The organism is Bradyrhizobium sp. 1200_D9_N1_1 (genome assembly GCF_052075915.1).
Lineage (GTDB): Bacteria > Pseudomonadota > Alphaproteobacteria > Rhizobiales > Xanthobacteraceae > Bradyrhizobium > Bradyrhizobium diazoefficiens.
This window is the reverse complement of the sequence record NZ_CP197226.1, coordinates 6,420,309-6,443,409: the sequence shown is the minus strand read 5'-3', so window position 1 is coordinate 6,443,409 and position 23,101 is coordinate 6,420,309. Positions and strand designations below refer to the sequence as shown.

Annotated in this window: 22 protein-coding genes; 9 read left to right on the top strand and 13 right to left on the bottom strand. The window is 66.2% G+C overall.

Annotated elements, in window-relative coordinates; all coding sequences use genetic code 11:
- Nucleotides 1-24 precede the first annotated feature (24 nt).
- Entirely contained in the window at nucleotides 25-1,671 is a 1,647-nt protein-coding gene (locus AB5K84_RS30965) for an FGGY-family carbohydrate kinase (RefSeq protein WP_011086010.1), read from the top strand.
- 5 nt (nucleotides 1,672-1,676) lie between these two features.
- Nucleotides 1,677-2,612 (top strand): carbohydrate kinase family protein, encoded by a 936-nt coding sequence (locus AB5K84_RS30960; protein WP_011086011.1) that lies wholly within the window; start codon nucleotides 1,677-1,679, stop codon nucleotides 2,610-2,612.
- Between the two features lie 7 nt (nucleotides 2,613-2,619).
- On the opposite strand, the gene AB5K84_RS30955 is transcribed toward AB5K84_RS30960, so the two are convergent.
- A complete protein-coding gene (locus AB5K84_RS30955; protein ID WP_038966045.1) occupies nucleotides 2,620-3,507 on the bottom strand; it encodes a LysR family transcriptional regulator in 888 nt (295 codons plus the stop codon).
- A gap of 134 nt (nucleotides 3,508-3,641) precedes the next feature.
- On the opposite strand from AB5K84_RS30955, the gene AB5K84_RS30950 reads away from it, so the two are divergent.
- The 6 genes from AB5K84_RS30950 to AB5K84_RS30925 all read left to right on the top strand — a co-directional run bounded on the left by AB5K84_RS30950 (nucleotide 3,642) and on the right by AB5K84_RS30925 (nucleotide 10,571).
- Nucleotides 3,642-5,063 carry an amidase gene (locus tag AB5K84_RS30950; RefSeq protein WP_038966044.1) on the top strand — a complete coding sequence of 474 codons (1,422 nt, stop codon included), beginning with the start codon at nucleotides 3,642-3,644 and terminating at the stop codon, nucleotides 5,061-5,063.
- 99 nt (nucleotides 5,064-5,162) lie between these two features.
- Nucleotides 5,163-6,113: an ABC transporter permease gene (locus tag AB5K84_RS30945; RefSeq protein WP_011086014.1), complete on the top strand. Its 951-nt coding sequence runs from the start codon at nucleotides 5,163-5,165 to the stop codon at nucleotides 6,111-6,113.
- Complete coding sequence (locus AB5K84_RS30940; RefSeq protein WP_011086015.1) at nucleotides 6,110-7,003, top strand: ABC transporter permease; 894 nt, start codon at nucleotides 6,110-6,112, stop codon at nucleotides 7,001-7,003. The genes AB5K84_RS30945 and AB5K84_RS30940 overlap by 4 nt, the downstream gene beginning before the upstream one ends.
- Nucleotides 7,004-7,005: 2 nt before the next feature.
- Entirely contained in the window at nucleotides 7,006-8,019 is a 1,014-nt protein-coding gene (locus tag AB5K84_RS30935; protein WP_038966043.1) for an ABC transporter ATP-binding protein, read from the top strand.
- The gene (locus AB5K84_RS30930) at nucleotides 8,016-9,020 is read left to right on the top strand and encodes an ABC transporter ATP-binding protein (RefSeq protein WP_011086017.1); all 1,005 of its coding nucleotides are present in this window, start codon (nucleotides 8,016-8,018) and stop codon (nucleotides 9,018-9,020) included. The genes AB5K84_RS30935 and AB5K84_RS30930 overlap by 4 nt, the downstream gene beginning before the upstream one ends.
- A gap of 54 nt (nucleotides 9,021-9,074) precedes the next feature.
- Nucleotides 9,075-10,571, top strand: coding sequence for an ABC transporter substrate-binding protein (locus AB5K84_RS30925; RefSeq protein WP_011086018.1), 1,497 nt, complete (start codon nucleotides 9,075-9,077; stop codon nucleotides 10,569-10,571).
- An 821-nt stretch (nucleotides 10,572-11,392) separates the two neighbouring features.
- Here the strand turns inward: AB5K84_RS30925 and AB5K84_RS30920 are convergent.
- Together AB5K84_RS30920 and AB5K84_RS30915 are read right to left on the bottom strand one after the other, a co-directional pair.
- Nucleotides 11,393-11,776, bottom strand: coding sequence for a hypothetical protein (locus AB5K84_RS30920; RefSeq protein WP_236842207.1), 384 nt, complete (start codon nucleotides 11,774-11,776; stop codon nucleotides 11,393-11,395).
- Between the two features lie 8 nt (nucleotides 11,777-11,784).
- The gene (locus AB5K84_RS30915) at nucleotides 11,785-11,958 is read right to left on the bottom strand and encodes a hypothetical protein (protein ID WP_165448148.1); all 174 of its coding nucleotides are present in this window, start codon (nucleotides 11,956-11,958) and stop codon (nucleotides 11,785-11,787) included.
- A gap of 449 nt (nucleotides 11,959-12,407) precedes the next feature.
- Here AB5K84_RS30915 and AB5K84_RS30910 point away from each other — a divergent pair, with 449 nt between their 5' ends.
- A complete protein-coding gene (locus AB5K84_RS30910; RefSeq protein ID WP_038966041.1) occupies nucleotides 12,408-12,644 on the top strand; it encodes a hypothetical protein in 237 nt (78 codons plus the stop codon).
- Between the two features lie 623 nt (nucleotides 12,645-13,267).
- Here the strand turns inward: AB5K84_RS30910 and AB5K84_RS30905 are convergent.
- The 10 genes from AB5K84_RS30905 to AB5K84_RS30860 all read right to left on the bottom strand — a co-directional run bounded on the left by AB5K84_RS30905 (nucleotide 13,268) and on the right by AB5K84_RS30860 (nucleotide 23,061).
- The gene (locus AB5K84_RS30905) at nucleotides 13,268-14,821 is read right to left on the bottom strand and encodes a hydantoinase/oxoprolinase N-terminal domain-containing protein (RefSeq protein WP_011086022.1); all 1,554 of its coding nucleotides are present in this window, start codon (nucleotides 14,819-14,821) and stop codon (nucleotides 13,268-13,270) included.
- Nucleotides 14,822-14,827: 6 nt separating this feature from the next.
- Nucleotides 14,828-15,934, bottom strand: coding sequence for a DUF917 domain-containing protein (locus AB5K84_RS30900; RefSeq protein ID WP_011086023.1), 1,107 nt, complete (start codon nucleotides 15,932-15,934; stop codon nucleotides 14,828-14,830).
- Nucleotides 15,931-16,617, bottom strand: a complete 687-nt coding sequence (locus AB5K84_RS30895) for an AroM family protein (RefSeq protein ID WP_011086024.1) — start codon at nucleotides 16,615-16,617, stop codon at nucleotides 15,931-15,933. Before AB5K84_RS30895 ends, AB5K84_RS30900 begins: the two co-directional genes overlap by 4 nt.
- A gap of 2 nt (nucleotides 16,618-16,619) precedes the next feature.
- The gene (locus AB5K84_RS30890; protein WP_038966039.1) at nucleotides 16,620-17,702 is read right to left on the bottom strand and encodes an ABC transporter ATP-binding protein; all 1,083 of its coding nucleotides are present in this window, start codon (nucleotides 17,700-17,702) and stop codon (nucleotides 16,620-16,622) included.
- A complete protein-coding gene (locus AB5K84_RS30885) occupies nucleotides 17,699-18,763 on the bottom strand; it encodes an ABC transporter substrate-binding protein (RefSeq protein ID WP_011086026.1) in 1,065 nt (354 codons plus the stop codon). The genes AB5K84_RS30890 and AB5K84_RS30885 overlap by 4 nt, the downstream gene beginning before the upstream one ends.
- Before the next feature lie 28 nt (nucleotides 18,764-18,791).
- Complete coding sequence (locus AB5K84_RS30880; RefSeq protein WP_038966038.1) at nucleotides 18,792-19,658, bottom strand: ABC transporter permease; 867 nt, start codon at nucleotides 19,656-19,658, stop codon at nucleotides 18,792-18,794.
- A gap of 8 nt (nucleotides 19,659-19,666) precedes the next feature.
- Nucleotides 19,667-20,542 (bottom strand): ABC transporter permease, encoded by an 876-nt coding sequence (locus tag AB5K84_RS30875; protein ID WP_011086028.1) that lies wholly within the window; start codon nucleotides 20,540-20,542, stop codon nucleotides 19,667-19,669.
- A complete protein-coding gene (locus tag AB5K84_RS30870; RefSeq protein ID WP_011086029.1) occupies nucleotides 20,539-21,321 on the bottom strand; it encodes an IclR family transcriptional regulator in 783 nt (260 codons plus the stop codon). Before AB5K84_RS30870 ends, AB5K84_RS30875 begins: the two co-directional genes overlap by 4 nt.
- Before the next feature lie 178 nt (nucleotides 21,322-21,499).
- Nucleotides 21,500-22,126 (bottom strand): alpha/beta hydrolase, encoded by a 627-nt coding sequence (locus AB5K84_RS30865; protein WP_011086030.1) that lies wholly within the window; start codon nucleotides 22,124-22,126, stop codon nucleotides 21,500-21,502.
- Complete coding sequence (locus tag AB5K84_RS30860) at nucleotides 22,123-23,061, bottom strand: ring-cleaving dioxygenase (protein WP_011086031.1); 939 nt, start codon at nucleotides 23,059-23,061, stop codon at nucleotides 22,123-22,125. Before AB5K84_RS30860 ends, AB5K84_RS30865 begins: the two co-directional genes overlap by 4 nt.
- Between the last annotated feature and the right edge of the window lie 40 nt (nucleotides 23,062-23,101).

Below are 23,101 nucleotides of genomic sequence, written 5' to 3'. Positions count from 1 at the left end.
TGACGAGAGCGACCGGGAGCGACAATGCCGCGAGCGTATATCGGCGTCGACGTGGGGACCACCAGCACGCGGGCAGGGGTGTTCGACGAGGCCGGCACGCTGCTGGCGACGGCGCGGCACCCGATCAGGATCTGGCATGAGGCCGGCGATATCGTCGAGCAGTCATCCCGGGACATCTGGGAGGCCTGCGCAAAATCCGTGCGGGCGGCGATGGCGGAAGCTGCCATTGCGCCCGACAGCGTCGGCGGCATCGGCTTCGACGCCACCTGTTCCCTCGTGGTGCTCGACCGCCAGGGCGGGCCGCTCACCGTCAGCGCCTCAGGCGAGGCGCAGCGCAACGTCATCGTCTGGATGGACCATCGCGCCACCGCCGAGGCGCGGCTGATCAACGAGACCGAGGATGCGGTGCTGCGCTATGTCGGCGGCTCGATCTCGCCCGAGATGGAGATGCCAAAACTGTTGTGGCTGAAGCGCCATCTGCGCGCGAGCTTCGATGCCGCAGGCCACTTCTTCGATCTGGCAGACTACCTGACCTGGCGCGCGACCGGCTCGCTGCAACGCTCGACCTGTACCGTCACCTGCAAGTGGAACTATCTCGCCCATGACGGTGGCGGCTGGAGCGCGCAATTCTTCAAGCGCATCGGGCTGTCCGACTTCGTCAGCGAGAAATACGCCCGCATCGGCACCGAGATCGTCGCGCCGGGCACCCGGCTCGGCGCAGGCCTCACCCGCACGGCCGCCGCTGAGCTCGGCCTGTCGCCAGGAACGCCGGTCGGCGCATCCCTGATCGACGCGCATGCCGGCGGCATCGGCGCGATCGGCGGTCGCGACGGCTCGGGCGGAACGACCGATGTCAGCGACCGCCTCGCCTACATCATGGGAACGTCGGCCTGCATCATGGCGACGACGAAGGAGCCGTGCTTCGTGCCGGGCGTGTGGGGGCCTTATTATTCCGGCATGGTGCCGGACTTCTGGCTCAACGAGGGCGGGCAGTCGGCGGCGGGCGCGGCGATCGACCATCTCCTCAAATCGCATCCGGGCTTTGCCGAGGCGAGCGCGGCTGCGCGCAACAAGGGCCTCGACCTCATCGACTTCCTCGAGCGCCGCATCATCGCGCGCGCCGGTGATGCCAGCCGCGCCGCGCTGCTCGCCCGCGATGTCCACGTCCTGCCCGAATTCATCGGCAACCGCTCGCCTTACGCCGACCCCGATACGCGCGCGGTGATCGCGGGCCTCGATCTCGACACCGATGTCGCTTCTATGGAGCGGCTGTTCGTCGCCGGCCTTTGCGGGCTCGCTTACGGGCTTGCCGAGGTGATCGAGGCCTTTGCCGCGCATGGCGTCCGCTCCAGCATCATGATCATGGGCGGCGGCGCCAGCCGCAGTCCGCTGGTGCGCCAGATCATGGCCGACACCACAGGCCTCACCGTCGCGCTGCCGCAGACCAGGGAGCCGGTGCTGCTCGGCGCCGCGATGCTCGGGGCGGTGGCTGGCGGCGCCTGTGCCTCGATCGGCGAGACCATGGCAAAGATGTCGGCGCTGGGACGCAAGAGCGAGCCGACCGCGCCTGATATGGCCGCGTTTCACGCCCGCAAGCGCGAGGTGTACAAGTTGCTGCGCGAGGTCGATCGCGGCAGCCGTGCCGCGATGCGCGACATCGCCAGAGGTTGAGACGAATGCTGATTGCTAGCGGCGATGCGCTGATCGATTTCGTGCCGACGCGAAACGCCGACGGACGCGAGGCGGTGATGCCCGCGGTCGGCGGCTCCTGCCTCAACGTCGCGATCGGCATGGCGCGGCTGGGCGCGCCGACCGGCTTCGTCGGCGGCATCTCCACCGACCTGTTCGGACAGATGATCGCAGACCACGCAACCGCCTCGCATGTCGAACTCGGCCTTGCCACCCGCAGCGATCACCAGACCACGCTGGCTTTCGTGCGCATCGTCGCGGGCGAGTCGCATTACGCCTTCTACGACGCCGAGACGGCGACCCGGAACTGGACCTACCGGCGCGGGTCCGTTGCCTTCGATACGGTCGAAGTCCTCCATGTCGGCTCGACCACGCTGGTCAACGACGAGGGCGCCGCCGAAACGAAAGCGCTGATCGCGGACGCGCGGATGTCGTCCACGATCTCGTTCGATCCGAACTGCCGCCCCAACCTCGTCAGGGACAAGCCGGCTTATCTCGCGCGCATGGCCGAGTTCGCGCAAAGCGCCGATCTCATCAAGATGTCGGACGTCGACTTCGCCTATCTCTTCGGCGACGAGCCCTATCAACAGCGCGCGAGCACGCTGCTCGGGCAGGGCACGAGCCTCGTCGTCGTCACCCGTGGCAACAACGGCGCGATCGCGTGGCACGCGGGAGCAGGGCGGATCGAGGTGCAAGCACCCAGGGTCGAGGTCGCCGACACCATCGGCGCCGGCGATAGTTTTCAGGCGGCGCTGCTGTTCGCCCTGCACAAGCAGGGACGTCTGGCGCGGCAGCAGCTGAAAGTCATCAATGCCGACGAGCTCCGCCGCGCGCTGTCCTTTGCCGCCAATTGCGCCGGCCTGACCTGCACCCGCCCGGGCGCCGATCCGCCCTGGAGCCACGAGATCACCTGGAGCCCGTAGCGCCGCGTCACATCCGCGCGACGGCCTTCTCGGCGCATTTGATGAAGGTTCCGATCAGCGGGCTCTGCGAATCCCGCCGCCAGCACACCGCGATGTCGAGGGAGTCGGTGGCATCGCGGAGCGGCCTGAACACGATGCCGCGCGGGGCGCCGAGCTGCGCGCAGGCCGGCAGGATCGCGAGGCCTTCGCCCGCCAGCACCAGGCTCATCGCCGAATGCACCGTCTCCACGCGGCTCGCGATCGGCATCACCACCTGGTGCCGGCGCAGCAGGGGGACCACGGCGGACGATGCGGGACCATGGTCCGGATGCGGCAGCGCGATCAGCGGACGTCCGTGCAACCGGGCCATCGGCACGGAGCCCAGGCGGGCGAGCGGCGAGCTGGTCGGCATCGCCAGCATGAAGCGCTGTGCACCGATCCGCGCCACCTGGATCTCGGGATGGTTGATGGCCGGCATGCACAGCGCGACCGTGACGCTGCGATCGAGCACCCGCGCCTCGCGCGTCGATGCGCTGAGCTCGGCGAAGTCGAGGTCGACACCGGGAACCGAGCGGCGCAGCTCGGGGATCAGCCGCGGCAGGATCGCATTGGCCAGCACGAACATGTAGCCGACCGACAGCCGCCCGCGCTTGCCGGATGCGACCGCGCGGGCGGCCTCGATGCCGTCGGACGCCAGCGCCAGCGCCTCGCTGGCGCGCACCAGCAGCGCCTGGCCCGCCTCGGTCAGGTCCATGCCGCGGGTGCCGCGGCGGAACAGCGGCGCGCCGATCTCGGCCTCCAGCTTGCGGATCTGGACCGAGAGCGGCGGCTGCGCCATGCGCAGCCGCTCGGCGGCCTTGCCGACGCTGCGTGCCTCGGCGACGGCGACGAAATAGCGGAGCCGACGAAGATCCATTGGCATACCGAAAACGTATGGGTTGGCGACCAAAATCGTATTGGACGGCGAGTTAACAAAACTGTCATTCTGGCTGTCAATGGCTTGTCTAATGCCTTGGCCAACGGTGGCCGGCTTCGGAGCGTGATGTGACGATGAACGGCGATCCCTGCCTGCTGTCCGCAACCGAACTGCGCGGCCTCATCGCCGACAAGCGGATCTCGCCCGTCGAGATCACCCGGGCCGTGCTCGCGCGCGCCGAGGCGCTCCAGCCCCAGTTGAACTGCTTCATCACGATCTGCGGCGACGAGGCGATGGCGGCCGCGCGCGCCGCCGAGCGCAGGGTCATGGCCGGCGAGCCGCTCGGCCTGCTGCATGGCATTCCCTACACCGTCAAGGACATCGTCAACACCAGGGGGGTAAAGACCACCTTCGGCGCCGTTCCCTACAAGGACAATGTGCCTGTTGAGGACGCGGTGGCGGTCGCGCGGCTGCGCAGCGAGGGTGCGATCCTGATCGGCAAGACCACGACGCCGGAATTCGGCAGCAAGTGCTTGACGGATTCGCCGCTGTTCGGCCGCACTCGCAATGCGTGGGACGCCTGCCGCTCCTCCGGCGGCTCCAGCGGCGGCGCGGCGGTTGCTGTGGCCAGCGGCATCGCGCCGCTCGCGGTCGCGACCGACGGCGGCGGCTCGACGCGGATTCCCGCGGCCTGCAACGGCGTGGTCGGCCTGAAGCAGAGCAACGGAATCATCCCGCACAGCCAGGCGCTGGATGTGTTCGGTAACCAGACCTACGTCACGCCGACGACGCGCACCGTCGCCGATACCGCGCTGATGATGCAGGCGATGGCCGGCGAGGACCCCTGCGATCCCTGGTCGATCGGCGTTCCCGTATCCGACTTCGTCGGCACCGCCGCCCCGCGCGGCGATCTGCGCGGGCTGAGGATCCTGTACTGCCTGACGCCGCCGGGCCGTCCGGTGTCCGCCGAGGTCGCGGCCAGCTTCAGGGCGAGCCTCGACCGGCTGGCCGGGCTCGGCGCCGAGCTCGAGGAATTCTCCGGCGAGGGTTTCGACATCGAGCCGATCTGGCGCGCCATCAACCACACCGTCTGGCGCACGCGCTTTGCAAAACTCGCGGCCGAGCACAAGGACGAGCTGAGCGAGGCCTTCCTCAAGCAGCTCGCGCTTGCCACCGAGGTCAGCGGCGTTGACTACCAGGAGGCGATGTTCGCGCGCACCGCGCTGTTCCGCCGCGTGCAATCCCTGCTTGCGCGCGGCCACTTCCTGGCGATGCCGACGCTCACGCGCTCCGCGCTGCCGATCAAGCAGGATTTGTTCGGCACCATCGAGATCGACGGTCGGCATTTCGACAGCGTCCGGCCGCACTGGTTCCCCTGGACCATGCCGTTCAACATGACCGGGCATCCCGCCGTCAGCCTGCCCTCGGGCTTTGGCCGCGACGGCCTGCCGATCGGGCTTCAGCTCGTCGGCCGCTTCCGGGCTGATGCGGAATTGCTCCGCGTCAGCACGCTGTTCGAGGCCTCCGTCGACCTTCTGTCCCGCTGGCCGGAATAACGACATGCGCATGCAGCAAAGCACTTGCGCGCAAAGGACTTGCGTCCGCCGTCCGGACATGTTGATCGTGCCGCGGATGAGCTTCGAAACCGGGCGCGCATGAGCGTATTTGTCCTCCGACGTGTCTTGACCTTGCTGGCGACGCTGGTCGGCGCGTCGCTGATCATCTTCCTGGTGCTGGATGCGCTTCCCGGCAACGCCGCGCAGATGCTGATGGGCGCCGATGCCTCGGCCGACGCGGTCCGCGCGCTCACCGTCAAGCTCGGGCTCGACCAGCCGCTGGCGGTTCGCTACCTGCAATGGATCAAGGGCCTGCTCGTCGGCGATCTCGGCAACTCCTATGTCTACGGCACGCCGATCGCCAGCCTGATCGCGGAGCGGCTGGTGCTGACCATTCCGCTCGCGATCATGGCCATGTCGATCACGGTGACGCTGGCGCTCTCGGCCGGCATCTACACCGCCGCCAACCACAACAAGCTCGGCGATGTCGGCGTGATGTCGCTGACTCAGGTCGGCATCGCGCTGCCGAACTTCTGGTTTGCGATCCTGCTGGTCCTGTTGTTCTCGGTGCGGCTGCAATGGCTCTCGGCGGGCGGCTTCGCCGGCTGGGAGGACGGCATCTGGTCAGGCGTCAAGTCGCTGCTGCTGCCGGCGGTCTCGCTCGCGGTGGTGCAGGCTGCGATCCTCGCCCGCGTCACGCGCTCGGCGGTGCTCGAAGTGCTGCGCGAGGATTTCGTCCGCACGGCACGGGCAAAGGGGCTCGGCAAGCGCGAGGTGCTGTGGCGCCACGTGCTGCGCAACGCAATGATCCCCGTGATGACGGTGATGGGCCTGCAATTCGCCAATCTGCTCGCCGGCACAATCGTGATCGAGAACGTGTTCTACCTGCCGGGCCTCGGCCGCCTGATCTTCCAGTCGATCGCCAACCGAGACCTGATCGTGGTGCGCAATTGCGTGATGCTGCTGGCAACCATGGTCGTTATCGTCAATTTCGTGGTCGACGTGCTCTATGCCTTCATCGATCCCCGCATCAAGGTTCACGACCTGTGAGCGCGCCCCTGACCACCCCGATTGACGCAGCAGTCGCGACGCGTCCGCTGCCCGCGCGCACGTTCTGGCGCCGTGCGCTGCGCCATCGCAGCTTTGTCCTCGGCGGCGCGCTGAGCCTGCTGGTGCTCGCCTCGGCGCTGCTTTCGCTGGTGTGGACGCCGTGGTCGCCCTACGAGATCGACATCGCCTCAAAACTCCGGCCGCCGTCGGCGGCGCACTGGCTCGGCACCGATTCCTTCGGCCGCGACATCGTCTCGCTGCTGCTCGCCGGCGCCCGCTCCACCATCATGGTCGGCATCATCGCGGTCAGCATCGGTCTCACCTTCGGTGTCTGCCTCGGCCTGATCGCCTCGGCGCGGCGCGGCTGGACCGAAGAGATCATCATGCGCTTCTCCGACTTCACCTTCGCCTTTCCGGCCGTGCTCTCCGCGATCATGCTCGCCGCGGTCGTAGGGCCGGGCATGGTGACCTCGATCGTCGCGATCGGCATCTTCCAGATCCCGACATTGACTCGGCTGACGCGCGGCTCGGCCAACGCGATCTGGGCGCGCGAATTCGTGCTGGCCGCGCGAGCGTCGGGGAAGGGAAAATTCCGCATCACCATCGAGCACGTGCTGCCCAACATCCTGTCGATCCTGATCGTGCAGGCGACGATCCAGTTCGCACTCGCGATTCTCGCGGAAGCCGCACTGTCCTATCTCGGCCTCGGCACGCAGCCGCCGCAGCCATCCTGGGGCCGCATGCTGAACGATGCGCAGACCCTGCTGTTCCAGTCGCCGATGCTCGCGGTCTATCCGGGGGCCGCCATCGCGGTCGCCGTGCTCGGCCTCAATCTCCTCGGCGACGGCTTGCGCGATCTGCTCGATCCACGACTGGCGCGGGAGCGATGAGGATGGCTGAGCGCTCCACCATGCCGCTGATCGAGGTTGATAATCTCGGCGTCCGCCTCAACACCAGCCGCGGGCCGGCGCAGGCCGTGCGCGGCGTCAGCTTCTCGCTGAAGCGCGGCGAGACGCTCGGGCTCGTCGGTGAATCCGGCTGCGGCAAGTCGGTGACCGCGATGTCCCTGATGGGCCTGTTGCCGGACAGCGCCGTCGTCACCGGCAGCATCAAACTTGATGGCAGCGAGCTCGCCGGGCTTGCGGACGCGGATTACTGCCGCCTGCGCGGCAACCGCATCAGCATGATCTTCCAGGAGCCGATGACCGCGCTCAATCCGATGCACACGATCGGCCACCAGGTCGCCGAGCCGCTGCGGCGTCACAAGAACTACTCGGCATCGCAGGCGCGGAAAGAGACGATTGCCTTGCTCGACCGCGTCGGGCTGCCCGATCCCGCGCGGCGCGTCGATGCCTATCCGCACCAGTTCTCCGGTGGCCAGCGCCAGCGCATCACCATTGCGATGGCGCTCGCCTGCGAGCCGGACCTGTTGATCGCGGACGAGCCGACCACGGCGCTCGACGTCACCATCCAGGGCCAGATCCTCGACCTCATCGCCGATCTCGTCGAGGAGCGCGGCATGTCGATGATCCTGATCTCGCACGATCTCGGCGTCATCGCCGAGAACGTGCAGCGCATGATGGTGATGTATGGCGGCACCGTGGTCGAGAGCGGGCCGACCGACGAGGTGTTCCGCCGCATGGGCCATCCCTATACGCAAGGCCTGTTCCGCGCCCGTCCGAAGCTCGGCGCGCGCAAGGGGACGCGGCTGAAGACGATCTCGGGCACCGTGCCGGAGCTCGCGGATCTTCCGGCCGGCTGCACCTTCTCCGCGCGATGTCCGCTCGTGATCGATCGGTGCCGCGCCGCGCTGCCGCCGATGGTCGAGGTCGGACCCGGTCATGTCGTGCGCTGCGTGCGCACCGATGTCTCGATGGCCGAGAATGTCGGAGCCCTGTCCGCATGAGCACCGCGCCTCTTCTCGACGTCAGGGATCTGGAGCAGCGCTACATGCTGCCGCGCGAGAGCCTGTTCCGTCCGCCCGGGCAGGTGCGCGCGCTCAACGGCGTGAGCGTGCAGGTCCTGCCCGGCAAGAGCCTCGGCATCGTCGGCGAGTCCGGTTCGGGCAAGTCGACCTTCGCGCGCGTCGTGATGGCGCTGGAGCGGCCGACGTCGGGGCAGGTCGCGCTGCTCGGCCGCGACCTTAACCGCCTCCCGGCCGACGAGCTGCGCCGTGCGCGCCGCGATTTCCAGATGGTGTTCCAGGACCCCTACGGCTCGCTCGATCCGCGCCAGACCATCGCGCGCATCGTCGCCGAACCCTTGACCGTGCTGGAGGGCGCCGATCGCACCACGTTCCGGGAACGCGTCGCCGCGGTGCTGCGCCAGGTCGGCTTGCGCGATGCCGACATGGAAAAATATCCGCACGAGTTTTCCGGCGGCCAGCGCCAGCGCATCGCGATCGCGCGCGCGCTGATCACCCAACCGAAGCTGATCGTCGCGGACGAGCCGGTCTCGGCGCTCGACGTCTCCGTGCAGGCCCAGGTCCTGAACCTGATGCAGGACCTCCAGGACCAGTTTGGCCTGAGCTATGTCCTGATCAGCCATGACCTCGCCGTCGTCGACTATCTCTGCGACGAGGTCGCGGTGATGTATCTCGGCCGGATCGTCGAGCAGGGGCGGCCGGAGGATCTGTTCGAGCGCAGCGCCCATCCCTATACGCGGGCGCTGCTGGATGCCGTGCCGCGGGCGCGCGCGGGCGGCGGCCGGCGCCGGCGCGGGGCCCAGGCGATCGCCTCGCAATCGGCGGCCGCCACGGGGTGTCCCTATGTCGCGCGTTGCGCGCTCGCCGACCAGCATTGCCGCGAGGCCCTGCCTGAGCTACGCAAGGTGGGCGAGGGACACCTTGCCGCCTGTCACAAGGCGGAGGCCGTGATGGCGTTGCCGCCGCCTGCTGCGGAGGGTTAGTCTCGGGCGCAGGATTGGCGTAGACTGGGAATTGAGAAGGCAGGGGAGTTACGCATGTTCAGGAAACTATCCATCGTCGCACTCACTGCCGCGTTTGTCGCGGCGCCGCTGCCGGTGCTGGCACAAAGCAAGAAGGACAGCGTCGTCATGGCGATGGCGCTGGAGCCGCCGGGGCTCGATCCCACCAACGCGGCCGCTGCCGCGATCGCCGAAGTCGCGCTCTACAACATCTATGAGACCCTAACCAAGATCAACGAGGACGGCACCACCTCGCCGCTGCTGGCGGAGAGCTGGACCGCTTCGCCCGACCTGAAGACCTACACCTTCAAGCTGCGCAAGGGCGTCAAGTTCCACAATGGCGAGCCGTTCGACTCCGCGGCGGTGAAGTTCTCGTTCGAGCGCAACGCGGTGCCCACCAGCACCAACAAGGACAAGAGCCTGTTCCAGAGCTTCGAGTCTGTCGCCGCGCCCGACGCCGACACGGTCGTGATCACCCTGAAGAATTCCGAGCCGAACCTGCCGTTCCTGCTGGGGCAGGCAAGCGGCTCGATCGTCGAGCCGAAGAGCGCGCCGACCAACGTCACGCAGCCGGTCGGCACCGGGCCGTATCAGCTCGGCGCCTGGGCCAAGGGTTCCTCGATGACCCTGACCAAATGGGCCGACTATCGCAACGCCGCGGCGATCAAGCTCTCGAAGGTGACGATCCGCTTCATCTCCGATCCGTCGGCGCAGACCGCGGCGCTGCTCTCCGGCGACGTCGATGCCTTCCCGCGCGTCGCGGCCCAGCGCACCATCGCCCAGTTCAAGGCCGATCCGCGTTTCACGGTTCTGGTCGGCGGCTCCAAGGCCAAGACCATCGTCGCGATCAACGAGCGCAAGAAGCCGCTCGATGACGTCCGCGTCCGCCGCGCCATCCTCGCCGCGATCGACCGCAAGGCCATGATCGACGGTGCCGTCGACGGCTTCGGCACGCCGATCGGCAGCTTCTACGTGCCGGGATCGCTCGGCTATGTCGACACGACAGGCATCAACCCCTACGATCCCGAGAAGGCCAAGAAGCTGCTCGCCGAAGCCGGCGTCACCACACCGCTCGAACTGTCGCTGAAGCTGCCGCCGCCATCCTATGCGCGGCAGGGCGGCGAGATCGTCGCAGCCCAGCTCGCCAAGGTCGGCATCATCGCCAAGATCGAGAACGTCGAATGGGCGCAGTGGCTGTCGCAGGTATTCGCCGGCAATGGTCCGCACAATTTCGACCTCACCATCGTCAGCCATGTCGAGCCGTTCGACCTCGTCAAGATCACCGAGCCGGACTACTATCTCGGCTACAACAACGAGGCGTTCAACGCGCTCTACAAGCAGATCGTCTCCACGCCCGACGAGGCCGCCCGTGCAAAACTGCTCGGCGACGCCCAGCGCATGCTGGCCACCGACGCCGTCTCCGCCTACATGTACCAGCCGCAGCTCATCACCATCACAGCCAAGAAGCTGAAGGGCGTCTGGAAGGACGTCCCGCAATACGAGAACGATTTCTCGACCTGGTATTGGGAGTAGGGGGCCCTCGTCGTTCGAGGCGCGCGCCGCCCGTTGCAGTGCCCTCTCCCCTTGCGGGAGAGGGCGGCGACGCCGGTAGACACTGACTCGCAAGGTGAGGGGTCTGTCTCCGCACACGAATCTCGCGAGATGAATTCGCGGAGAGCGCGATTTTAAGCCGACCATCCGGTGGCGGTCTCTAGAGCCCTGGCCTCAGCCCACGGCGCGCCGATCCAGACATCGCGCTCGTTAAGGAACTGGTTACCCGTCACTGTCACCATTTGCATATAGCTCGTCGCCATGCGCGGCAGCGTATTCTAAGAACGGTTGGATATTTCGACACGCCCGGTTGGCGGTCTCTTTCAGGAGAGGCCCAATGTTTAAGGGCTTTACGGTGGCAGTTGTGGCGCTGATTAGCACAGCGCAAGTGGATCGATACCTAACCAACGGTCGGTACACCGACGCGGCCATGGCCATGCTGCGGCAGATCAGGCACGCGTTTGGGTTTTGAGATACCCTTGGGGACAATTTTTAGGTGCTTTGATGGAAGGCATCTTGTGGACTGATCTCGACGCGGATGAGCAACGCGCCCTTGCGACCTTGGGAGCCGGACTTTCTATCGAGCTGTGTGACCCCGTTGCTCTCCTGACTTTAAGGCGGCTCGGTCTGATCGTAGGCTCTCATTTGACGGCTGCTGCGCACGAGTTGCGGAGGGGCGTTGTTCTGGACGAACTCAGGCGCGTGATTGCATGATGTAACCAAGCGCACGGCCGCGAACAGGCAGTCGAAAGTCCTCGCCCGCGATAAGCGGTATGCAGGATCGCTTAGGTCGTTAGTATCGGTCAGTCATGCCCTGTGTTTGAGCTGGAGATGATCCTGGCACGCCATCGCTCTTCAAAAGTGTCAGAGCCCTCTTTCAGTGCCAACGCTCGTGCATCCAGGGGATTGCCGGGCTTGCTAGCTATGACAATGCCTGTCGCTTCTCCGCGAGCACCGAGTTGGGGGGACCGCTCCATAGGCCATTCCAGCAATGCTTTCGACAGCATGGGCTTACCCGCGTACCAGCATTTTTGTCCGTCAATGAGACGATAAGACCACCATTGCCCTTGCGGATTTGGCGGCATTGCGGTCCTGCATTGTTGCTTGGCATGCACGCTAGTCATTTCGAGCAATGAGAGCGCAGCAATGCAAACGGTTAAAGCAAACGATTGAAGGGGTTTGCTCATGGACGCGCTCAATTGCCCTGTTGCTGCAATCGACTTACGGCAACGATCAAGGCAGGCCGTTCGAGGACTTCCACCAACTTTTCAAGGATAAGCGCATTATCCTTGGGGCAGGGCTGAAGGTATTCTTCCAGTATGAGTTGCGCGTCGCTAATCGCTTCCAGGGCTAATTGCTGATCAGTCATCACTGCTTACTCATCAATTAGTTGCGCCAGGAAAGCGAGCGGAGAGAGAAATCAAGTCAGCTTTGAGGAATATCCCCGCTCTTCTTTTCACTTTTTATTTCAAGTTCTCGGCTTCCCGCTGTTTGTCTCGATGTCGTCGGGGTCAATGTTGCGCAAATAGTCCCCGTACCAGCTCGGCGCTTGGGCCAAGGGCTCCTCGATCACGCTCAACAATGGGCCGACCACCGCAACGCCTCGGCGATCAAGCTGTCGAAGGTGACGATCCGCTTCATCTCCGATCCGGTCGCTCAGGCCGCACCGCTGCGTTGCCATCAACGAGCGGCCTGTATCTCAATTCCCACACTTGCGAGCAAAAGAGATCCGTTTGTCGCGTTTCGAACAGACGGAAAAAGCCCGGTCCGTTCCAATTCCCCAACGATTGAAAACAGTCATCGGTTGGGGGAGACGAAATGGAACGTTCCCTGTTAATTGAGCTGGCGCGCGACAAGTATGTCGAGCGTTGCAAGCAACGGGCCTTCGATCATCTGGACCGAGGCGATCTCAAGAACGCGGTCGCCTCGTTCGTCGGCAATATGAACGCGCGTCCCGATTGCGAACTGCCATCCTACTTGGCAACGCTTGGCGCTTTGCTGCTGACGGCGAACGATGCGTTCGGCTGGAGAGCGCTGATTGAAGGATTGAGGTGATGATCCGATAAACGCGGGCGTTGGGAGGTGTGGGGATGGCTCACTACAGGGCTTACCTTTTGGATCAGCACCGTCACGTGATAAGCGTAGCCAAATTGCAGTGTGCCGACGAGCAGGAAGCACGAGAACGTGCTGCGCAACTGGTTGACGTCAACGACGTCGAGCTATGGCAACTCGATCGCCGTATTGCGGTCTTTGAGGTCCCCGCAAGCCGAACCTCGCAGGCGGCGAGAAGGGAAAAGCCGCAGCGCCCCAGGGACAAATGAAGCAGCCTGTCAGTACGCGAATTCTTCAGCGCATTGATGGGGTAGCTTGGCTTTGCGGATTTTCCGATGTTGGCAATATACCCCTGTTTTGCCCGACGGGTCAAACCGCGGCGATGACCGTTGCGGTGCCGTCTCCCCTCGCGGGAGAGGGCAGCGACTCCGGTGGACGCAGACTCACTCGGGTGAGGGGTCTGTCTCCGCGGATGCACCTCTCTCAGTCCTAAGCAGCTCTATCCGCGTAAGCCATTGATCTCGCTATCCCCGGCTACTGTGCATGGGGTTGTTTTCGAGTTCTATTTTGACAGGGGTGGAGGCCGACACGCGAGGTCGTCGTGCCGGGCTCCCGGCCCGCATCCGCTACGCCGCCGCCGGCAGATCCGGATCGGCGATCGCGCCGGCGACACGGACACGCACGCGCAGCGCGTTGCCGGGCAGATAGGCGATCGGCATGTCCTCGACATCAACGGTCTTGAGGCTGTCGCGCGCTGCTCCCGCCTGCACCGCACGGTCGGCCGCGATATCGCGCGCGGCGGCGATCGCGTCCTCGCGGGTGAGATCGCGGAACACCTGGTCGGCCTCGCCGCTGACCTGTGCGATCGCGGCACCGACCGCGTTGGCGCAGTCGCCATGCGGCACGCGCACGATCTCGGAGATGCCGGGCAGGCGATCCGGCACCAGGAAGGCGCCGCCGCCGACCGCGAGCAGCGGCACGTCGCCGGCTTCGGTCTTCATGCGGTCGATGTCCTCCTCGAGCTTGCGCCAGGCGTCGCGCAGCGCGGCATCGATCAGGCGTTTCGGCAGCCTGGCGACGCGCGAGCGGTCGCCGATGTCGATCAGACCTGCGGCCACCGCAATGTCGGTGGAGGTGAGGCGCGAGCCGCCGAACACCAGCGCATCCGTCGTCAGGCGATAGCCGACGCTGAGCGGGCCGACGCGGACCGGATCCTCGTCGACATGACTGCCGCCGCCGAGCCCGATCGAGAGCAGGTCTGGCATCCGGAACAGCGTGCGCACGCCGCCGACCTCGACCACGGCATTCGCCTCGCGCGGGAAGCCGTGACGCAGCTGGCCGATGTCGCTGGTGGTGCCGCCGACATCGACGACCATGGCGTCGTCGAGGCCAGAGAGGTGGGCGGCGCCGCGCATGGAATTGGTGGCGCCGGAGGCAAAGCTCATCACCGGGAAGGCGGTGGCGATCTCGGCCTGCATCACCGTGCCGTCGTTCTGGGTCAGGAACAGCGGCGCGTCGATGCCGCTGTCGGCGATCGCCTTGCGGAAGGCCGCAACCGTGGTGACCGCGAGGTCGTGCAGGGAGGCGTTGAGCAGCGCGGCATTCTCGCGTTCGAGCAGGCCGATGCGGCCGAGATCGTGCGACAGCGTCACCGCGACGTCAGGACAGATCTCCGCGAGGATTTCGCGCGCGGTGGTTTCGCAGGAGGGATCGAGCGGGGAGAAGCTCGAGCACACCGCGACCGAGCGCAGACCCTTGTCCCTGATTTTTCGCGCGGCCTCCTTCAGCCCGGCGGTGTCGAGCGGCATGAACGGGCGGCCGTCGTAATCGTGGCCGCCCTCCAGCATGAAGATCTCGCCGTTGACGAGGCTGGCCAGATCCGTCGGCCAGTCGCAGAACGGCGGCAGCGAGGCGCTTGCCGGCATGCCGATGCGGATCGCGCCGATCTTCTGCACATGGCGGCGCTGTACCACTGCATTGATGAAGTGCGTGGTGCCGATCACGACCGCATCGACCTTCACCGCGGCGGCGGGCTCGGCGCGCAGCGCCTTGAGGGCGTCGAGGATGCCCGAGGTCACGTCGGCGGTGGTCGGACGCTTGACGAAATGGACGACCTTCTCGTCGACGATCAGCACGGCGTCCGTGTTGGTGCCGCCGACATCGATGCCAATACGCTTCATGGGATCTTAAGCTCCTGCCTCAGCGGGCGCGAAGAGGGAACGGTAGTCGAGGTCGTAGCCGAAGGCGCGCGGGCCGACGAATTCGAGACCCCGGGGACTCGTCAGCACGGCCGGCGCCGGCAGCGCCACGACGGTGACGCGCTGGCCATAGCGCACCGTTTCGGTGCCGACGCCGTGGCCGTTGACGCTGTCGAGCACGCAGATCAGATCGGGCGATGTCGCGATCGCTTCCTCGCCGCGCCAGGCCACGATCCATTCGTTCTGGAACGAGAGTGTTAGCTTTGTGCCGCGATCCGCGTCGCTGCCGTCGACCATGGCCGAACCGCGCAAGAATCCTTCCGTCGTGCGCCGGGCGACGTCGACGATCTTGCCGGTGAAGAGTTTCTTGCCGCCTTCGGTCGAAAGCAGCGCGGCGATCGGATCCTCGTGACGACGATTTGCCTCCTGCACGGCGCGACCGATGCGGATCGCCTTGGTGGTCGTGAAGTGGATGCCCCAGTCCTTCACCTCGCGTCCGGTGCGCGGCGCCTTGCTGGTGGAGGCGATCGAGCCCATCTCGACGCAGATCTTGCGGCTCGCCCGCTCCATCCACTTCCAGCTCGGCACCTTGGTGACGACGGCCTCGATGCCGCGGGGATCGTAGAGGGTGCAGGGATAGGGACGCAGGTCCCCGATCGCGACCGAGGTCATCTGCGCCTCGGGGAAGGCGCGGCCCATGCAGTCGGCGTCGACCACGGGAATGCCGAGATGCGCGGCCGCCATCAGCGCCTGCACGCCGTTGCCGCCGCCGATCTCGACCGACATCACGGCGCGGAACTTGATGCCATTGATCTCTTCCTGCATCCGCACGGCGCGCGCGATGTTGCGGCTGTCCGCGAGGCGCTCCTGTCCGACCAGCGGCGCGCCCATGTTGGAGACCACCGCGACCCAGTCCTCGTCGTCGAGATCGAGCGGCGACATCAACTGCACACGATGGCCTTCGGCGTAGAGTCGGCGCAGATTGAGCAGGCCGAGATAAGGGCTGCCGCCGCCGCCGGTGCCGAGAATCCAGGCGCCGACCGCGAGCGCCTCGATCTCCTCGAGGCTGATCGTCTTCAATTCCACCTTGCTCACGACACCAGCTCCTCGACGATGCGGGCCGCGGCGGCAATGCCGAGGATCGCGGGACCCGGATAGGCCGTGCGCACGCGCGCCTTGTTGGCGCTGGTGTAGCTGATGCAATCCATCACCACGAGATCGGGCTCGAGGTCCGCCATCGTGCGTGCGGCTTCGTCGACGACGGCGTCGCTCGAACCGGGACGCAGCGTGATGCCGACGACCTCGACGCCGTCGCGCTGCCATTTCTTGTCGATCAGTACGGTCTGCTCGGGCAGCGGCGAGAACACGCCGAGCCGGCCTTTCGGCAGCACGGCCTCGACGAGATTGTGCAGGATGGCCGAGGGCAGGATGACGAGGCCATCCGCCGCGAGGTTGGGAAACTTGCCGGTGCAGGCCATCAGCGTCACGCCGACGCCCTCGTGCTTGAAGCGGGTGATCTGCTGGCTTGCGCGGCGCTCGACTTCCTTCTTGCTGATCGTGACGCCGTCGCCGTTCGGCAGCAGCGTGAACAGCGTGTCGTAGCCGTCCATCGGCGGGATGGCGTCGATCTCCGCGCGGCTCATGCCGTCGAGCGCGCCGCGCAGCTCGATCTCGATGCCCGGCGACAGCACGGCAGCGATCTCGGAGGCGACGGTGGGGCGCGGGCTCTGGCCGATCACGACCACCCCGATGCGCTGGTGCTTCAATGGCATGTTCATGTCTAGTCCTTCAAGACGACGAGATCGGCCGGCGTCCAGTCGAGCGTGACACCGTTGCCGGGGACGAACAGGCGGCTCGTGCCTGCATTGGGCTGTTGCACGAGGACACGATGGCCGCCCTCGAGCGTGATCCGGTAGAGCACCGCGCCGCCGAGGAAGTTGGTATTCTCGACGATGCCATGGGCGGAGCTGCCGGCTGCGGTGGCGTCAGCGCGCGGCATGAAGCGAATCTTTTCGGGGCGCAGAGCGACCGAGAGAACGCCGGTGCCTTGCGCCTCGGAGGACGGCAGCGCCAGGATCAGACCCTTGCCGACGTCGAGCGCCGGGCCGCCCGCGCTCGTCGTGGTGCGCTCGCCACGAAAGATGTTGGTGTCGCCGATGAAGTCGGCGACGAAGCGCGTCGTCGGCTGGTTGTAGATCTCGGTCGGGGTGCCGACCTGCTCGACACGGCCGCTGTTCATCACGGCGATGCGGTCGGACATCGCCAGCGCCTCCTCCTGGTCGTGGGTGACGAAGACCAGGGTCAGGCCGAGCTTCTTCTGGAGCTGCTTGAGCTCGAACTGCATCTGCTGACGCAGCTTCTTGTCCAGCGCGCCGAGCGGCTCGTCGCAGAGCAGGACGCGCGGCGCGATCACGATGGCGCGGGCAAGCGCCACGCGCTGCTGCTGGCCGCCGGAGAGCTGGGCAGGGCGGCGGTCCTCGAGGCCGGACAGCTCGACCATGGCCAGCGCCGCCTTCACCTTGGCTGCGATGCTCGCCTTGTCGAGCCCGCGCATGCGCAGGCCGAAGGCGACGTTCTCGGCGACGGTCCGATGCGGGAACAGCGCGTAGTTCTGGAACACCATGCCCATGTCGCGCTTGTGCGCGGGCACATGGGTGATGTCGGCGCCGTCGACGCGAATCGCGCCCGCGCTCGGGGTTTCGAAGCCGGCGATCATGCGCAGCGTCGTGGTCTTGCCGCAGCCGGACGGGCCGAGCAGGGAGAAGAACTCGCCCTGCCTGATGTCCATCGCGACCGCGTCCACCGCGCGCACGCCGCCTTCATAGACCTTGCTGACGCTGGCGATCTCGATCGACGCGCTCATGCGCGGAAGATCCGGTTGACGCGCTGGTCGATCTCGTCCTTGCGCTCGTTGTACCACTTCCAGTCGACCTGGATCAGCTTCGAGACCTTCTCGGGCGTGGTGAGCAGCTTGGCGTCATACTTGGCGTCGAGCTTCACCTGCCTGTTGGCCGGCGAATACCACACGGTCTCCGCAAGGCGCTTCTGCACCTCCGGGCGCAGCATGTAGTTCACGTAGGCGTTGGCAAGCTCCTTCATCTTGCTGCCGGGCGTGATGGTCAGGACCTGCTCGAGCGATAAGACGCCTTCGCTCGGCGCGACGAAATCGGTCGGCTGGTTCTGGCCGTCATAGCGGTAGATGCCGGAATCGTGGATGACGCAGAGGCCGACTTCGCCGGACAGCAGCATCTTCTCCATCGCGCCGGTGAAATCGACGATCTTGATCGGCTTGAGCTTCTCCAGCGCGGCATAGGCCGCGTCGAGATCGGTCTGGCCCTTGCCGAACAGGGTACCGCACATCATCAGGAAGGCCTGGCCGAGGCTGTTGACGGGAATGACGTAGCCGCCGCGGACGCCGTTGTATTTCGCGTCCCACAGCTCCTTCCACGAGGTGATGTTGCCGTAGCCCTTGTCGGTGCGAAGTCCAAGGCCGATGGCGCTGGTGAAGATCGAGACGCCGACGATCTTGTCGCTGATCGCGTAGGGGTAGACGTCGGCAAGGTTCGGGACGAGCTTGGGATCGATCTTCGGCTCGACCAGGCCCATCTCGGCCGCCGCCCACTGTTCGTTGGAATTGGTGTGCAGCACGTCGTAGATCGGCGCCGAGCGCGAGCTTGCCTGGAGCTTCGGCAGATAGGGGAAGGCGGAGTCGGTCTGGAGCTTGCACTTGAACTCGCTCTCGAAGGCGGGGCCGATCTCGGCCTTCATGATCTCGCCCCACTTGCCGCCCCAGCCGGTGATGCGCAGCGTCGGATCGTCGGCGCGCGCGACATAGGGTGCGGCGATCGTGCCGATGCCGAGCGAGGCGCTCGCGGTCAGAAAGCGGCGGCGGCTGAGCCGTGAGGATCCCAGAGCTTTCATCATGTCTCGATTCCTTCGGTGCAATGAGCGGTTACAATTTGACGTAGGAGCGCAGGCCGACGGTGCGGTCGAGCCCGATGACGACGACAAAGGCGAGGACGATGGAGACCACCGAGGCGGCGCCGATGGTGCCGTCCAGATCGAACTTGAGATAGTTGAACAGCGTGACCGGCAGGGTCTCGTTGCCCGGTGAGACCAGGAACAGCGACACCGGAAATTGGTCGAAGGAAACGATGAAGGCGAAGATCGCGCCCGCCAGCACGCCCGGCTTGATCAGCGGCAGCGTCACCTCGAAGAAGGTGCGCAAGGGACTTGCGCCGAGATTGCGCGCGGCTTCCTCGAGGCGCAGGTCGAAATTATGCAGCACGGCGAGCGTGGTACGCACCACGTAAGGCAGCGTCACCAGCGTATGGCCGGCAACGAGGCCCCAGGTCGGACGTCCGACATCGAGCAGCACATAGGTCTGGAACAGTGCAAGGCCCGTCAGGATCGCCGGCAGCATCAACGGCGAGAGCATCGTCGCGACGATCAGCCGCGTGCCCGGCAGATTGCCGCGCGCGAGCGCGAGCGCGGCGGAAGCGCCCAGGATCGTTGCCGATATGGTGGTGAGGACGGCGACTTCGAGGCTGAAGCCCAGCGCATGCATGAAATCGCGCGAGGCGAAGAACTTCTCGAACCAGCGCAAGGACACGCCGACCGGCGGAAACTGGATGAAGGGCGTCGGGTTCAGGGCGAACACGACGACGATCGCGATCGGTGCCAGCAGGAAGATCAGGATGGCGATGTTGACGGCGAGATAGAGATAGCGGCCGTAATGCCTGACGCGTCCGGCCGTCCGCGCGGGAGCCGCCTGCCGGGCCGCCGCGAGCGATGGGCTGTGCGAGGCGGTGGTTTGCATCGTCGGCCTCACTGCAATTCGCGCTGGCCGGAGACGAGGCCGAGCGCGCGGTTATAGGCGACGACGAGCCCGAGCGAGATCATCAGCAGGACGATACCGAGCGCGGCGGCGAAGCCGACGTTGAAGTTCGCCGAGATCTGCTGGTAGATCAGGATCGGCAGCGTCATGATCTGGAAGCCGCCGAGCAGGATCGGCGTGACATAGGCGCTGATCGCCAGCGCAAACACCAGCAGCGAGCCGGCGAGGATGCCGGGCAGGCTGAGCGGCAGCGTCACCTCGAGGAACGCACGCAAGGGGCTCGCGCCGAGGTTTTCCGCGGCCTGCTCCAGCCGCTCGTCGATGCGGCCGATCACGCCGGTCAGCGTCAGCACCATGAACGGAACGTAGATGTGGACGAGACCGACCACGATTCCGGTCTCGGTGTACATCAGCTTGAGCGGCTGGCTGATCACGCCGAGCGACATCAGGGTCTGGTTGACGACGCCCTTGTCGGAGAGCAGCGTCATCCAGGCGAAGGTGCGCACCACGATGCCGGTCAGCATCGGCGCCAGCACCGCCATCAGCAGCAGCGCGTGCCCGGTGCGGCTCTTGATGCGCGCCATCCAGTGCGCCAGCGGATAGCCGATCGCGAGCGCGACCAGCGTGGTCACGAGCCCGATCCGGATCGTGGTCCAGATCACCTCGAGATAAAAGGGATCGTCGATCATGCGGGCGTAGTGGCGCGTGGTGAAGGCGACCTTCGGCGCCACCACCGGATTGCCGGTGAGCACGCTCATCAGCGCCATCAGCCCGATCGGCAGGAAGAAGAAGAGGGCGAACAGCAGCGCGCTCGGCAGAATGAAGAGCGCAAGGCCGTTGGGGCGCTGGGTGGTGGCGCTGCTCATCGCGTCCCCGTCTGAACGCGCGCTGTATCCTGGTCGAGCGGATCGCCGGTCATGCGCCGCAATTTTGCGGCCATCGCCGCCAGCTCGCGGCGGACATTGGCGCGCTCGGCGGCAGTGGTCGCCTGCACCGAATAGGACACCGCGATCCCGATCATCTCGCCGGTCTCGCCGCTTTTCAGCGCAAAGCCTTGGGAGCCGACGCCCTCGATCGATTCATCGGCTGCCTCGGACACGCCGGTGCGGCGGATCTCGTCGAGGCGGGCCATCAGCTGCTTGAAGTTCTGCGGCGAGTTGCGCGGCAGCTTTGGATAGGTCGCAGGCACCCGCGCGCGGACGTCCTCGTCGGCGAGGCGGGCGAGCATGGCGCGGCCGTTCGAGGTGGCGAGCGCCGGCGTGCGCTGGCCGGGCGGATTGACGACACGCAGGGGATTCGAGCCCGGAACGATCCGGAGCACGACCTGCTCGTAGCCGTCGAGCACGGCGATGTAGCCGGTGTGGCCGGTGCGCGCGCAGACCTCGCGCAGCTCGCGCTCGGCCATGCTGATGAGATCGTCATGGGCGCGGTGCAGCCGGCCGAGCTCGAAGGTGAGGAGGCCGGGGCGGTAGCGGCGGGTGTGCGGGTCCTGCTCGAGCAGGCCGCAGTCGCGCAACGACCGCAGCAGCCGCGAGGTCGAGCTCTTCGGCTTGCCCGTCAGCGCCATCACGTCCGCGAACGACAGATCCGGCCGCGCGCTGGAAAAGCAGCGCAGGATCTCGATCGCGTTGGTGAGGGCGCTCATGCAGGTCGGTCCAAGGTAGTTCCATATTTCGGAACCTTGTCCCAAATTTTAAGCCTGGCGCGGAAACGAGCAAGCGGAAATTTCAGGCAGGGTGGTGCCCGATTGCGCAGATGCGGCGGAAGGTCGCTCGGATATAACGAAGCGGCGCACCGCGGTCAGGCGGTACGCCGCTTTGGGATCAGGCCGCCTCCACGGCGACGTTGCCGATCCAGTCGCGGGCGAGCGTCACGTCGGCTTGCGACAATTGATGGCCCGCTGGCAGGACCCTGTGATCGACACGCGCACCCGCTTCCGACAGCAGCGTAGCGAGCCGGGCCGAGTTGCTCGCCGGCACGATCGGATCAGCCTGTCCGGACAGGAGCAGGACGGGCTTGCCGCCGAGCTCGGCCTTGGGCGGATCTGACAGTGGCACCATGGCGCGCAGCAGGATCGCGCCTGCCAGCACGCCCGGCTGCAGCAGCAACAGCGCGGCTGCGATGTTGGCGCCGTTGGAGAAGCCGACAGCAACCGGCGCGGCGATGCCGTAGCGCTGCCGCGCCTCGCCAACGAAATCGCCGAGCTCGCGCGCACGCCGGCGCACATCGTCCTCGTCGAACACGCCCTCGGCAAGGCGGCGGAAGAAGCGCGGCATGCCGTGCTCGAGCACGCGGCCGCGCGGCGAGAGCAGGGCGGCACCGGGCGAGATCATCTTGCCGAGCCCGAGCAGGTCGTTCTCGTCGCCACCGGTGCCGTGCAGCAGCAGGAGCGGGGCCGAGCCCGCGTCGCGCGCGGGCTCGAAACGATGGATGAATGCACTCTCGGTCATGACACGCTCTCTTCCAGGCTCGGCAACACACCCTCGATCTGCTTGCGATGCGCTTCGAGGAAGGCCGGCAGCTTCAGGTCGCGTCCCAGCGTCGCAACGGGTTCGTCGACGGCGAAGCCGGGAATATCGGTCGCGATCTCGAACAGCACGCCGCCGGGCTCGCGGAAGTAGATCGAGCGGAAGTAGTTGCGGTCCCTCTGCTCGGTCGGGTGCAGGCCGTGATTGCTGACGAGCTTTTGCGCCATCGCTCCCTGCTCGGCGTCATCGGCCGCACGGAAGGCGATGTGGTGCACCGAGCCGCCGCCCTGATGGCCGCGCAAGAAGCCCTTGGCCTCGTAGATGTCGACGACGCTGCCCTCGGCATCGCCCGGCGCCTTGAAGCGGATCACCGAGCCCTCGCGTCCCGTCTCCTTGAAGCCGAATACGTCGGTGAGGACGGCGGCCGTCTTCGCCGCGCTGTCGAGCAGCAAGGTCACGCCGTGGAAGCCGCGGATCGCATGCTCGGCCGGCACGTCGCCATTGCTCCAGCCGGGCTCGTTCTCGGCACCGGGAACGCCGACGAGCGCGAGCGCCATGCCATCGGGGTCGGTGAACGGCAGCACGGACTCGCCGAAGCGCTTCTCCAGGGCTTCATAGGCGATGCCCTTCTCGGTGAAGCGCTGCGTCCAGTAGCCGAGCGAACGCTGAGGCACGCGGAAGGCGGTCTGATGGGTTTCGCCGACGCCGCGGCGCCCAGCCGGCACGCCGGCCCAGGGGAAGAAGGTCAGGATAGTGCCGGGGCGGCCGGTCTCGTCGCCATAATAGAAGTGATAGGTGCCGGGATCATCGAAATTGACCGTCTTCTTGACGAAGCGCAGGCCGAGATCCCTGGTGTAAAAGCCGAAATTCCTGATGGGATCGCCGGCGATCGCGGTGACGTGGTGCAGTCCAGACATTGTCGTCCTCCAAATTCGGGGAGCAGTCTTGCTCTGGCCG